Source organism: Streptomyces sp. NPDC005774 (assembly GCF_042871645.1).
GTDB classification, from domain to species: Bacteria; Actinomycetota; Actinomycetes; order Streptomycetales; family Streptomycetaceae; genus Streptomyces; species Streptomyces pratens.
The window spans coordinates 1-1,122 of record NZ_JBIAIV010000156.1; the positions used below are offsets into that span (position 1 = coordinate 1).

Annotated in this window: 1 protein-coding gene; it reads left to right on the plus strand. The window is 66.6% G+C overall.

Features of this window, described 5'->3' with window-relative positions; genetic code table 11:
- Nucleotides 1-30: 30 nt before the first annotated feature.
- Nucleotides 31-1,116: an IS630 family transposase gene (locus tag ACFYQA_RS39580; RefSeq protein WP_388928699.1), complete on the plus strand. Its 1,086-nt coding sequence runs from the start codon at nucleotides 31-33 to the stop codon at nucleotides 1,114-1,116.
- The last annotated feature ends 6 nt before the right edge of the window (nucleotides 1,117-1,122 follow it).

Below are 1,122 nucleotides of genomic sequence, written 5' to 3' on the forward strand. Positions count from 1 at the left end.
TTCAGTTCGCTATAGAAGTAGGCTGTGGGCATGGCACGCATGGGCCGGCCGACGGTCGAGGTGGTTCTGACGGACGAGGAGCAAGAGACGTTGCTGCGCTGGTCGCGGCGGGCAACGTCCTCGCAGGCGCTGGCACTGCGCTGCCGAATCGTGCTCGCGTGCGCGGACGGCGGCTCGAATACCGCCGTGGGCAAGGAACTTGGGGTCCACCCGGTCACGGTGGCCAAGTGGCGCAAGCGGTTCGCGGCCGACCGGCTTGAGGGCCTGTCCGACGAGCCGCGGCCGGGGGCGCCGCGCACGGTGGACGACGAGAAGGTCGAGGAGGTGGTGGTGCGCACGCTGGAAACCACCCCGAAGAACGCCACGCACTGGTCGACCAGGGAGATGGCGGCGGCCAGCGGGCTGAGCCAGTCGACCGTCTCGCGGATCTGGCGGACCTTCGGCCTCAAGCCGCACCTGGTGGACACGTTCAAGCTGTCCAGAGACCCGCAGTTCATCGAGAAGGTCCGTGACGTCGTCGGCCTGTACCTGGATCCGCCGGAGCGGGCGATCGTGCTCTGCGTGGACGAGAAGTCGCAGATACAGGCACTGGACCGGTCCGCGCCGGTGCTGCCGATGATGCCCGGCATGCCCGAGCGCCGCACCCACGACTACCTGCGCGGCGGCGTGACCACCCTGTTCGCCGCCCTGAACACGGCCACCGGCGAGGTCATCTCCTCACTCCACCGCCGGCACCGGGCGGTGGAGTTCAAGAAGTTCCTGGCCAAGCTGGACAAGGAGGTCCCTGCCGACCTCGATGTGCACCTGATCTGCGACAACTACGCCACCCACAAGACCCCCGCGATCCAGAAGTGGCTGCTGGCCCACCCTCGCTTCCACATGCACTTCACCCCGACCAGCTCCTCCTGGCTCAACCAGGTCGAGCGCTGGTTCGGCCTCCTGACGGACAAGCAGATACGACGCGGGGTTCACAAGAACGTCCAGGCCCTGGAGAAAGACATCCGGGCCTGGATCGCCGACTGGAACGAGAACCCCCGGCCCTTCGTCTGGACCAAGACCGCCGACGAGATCCTCGAACGCCTCGCCGGATATCTGAACCGAATCAAAGACTCATGACACTAG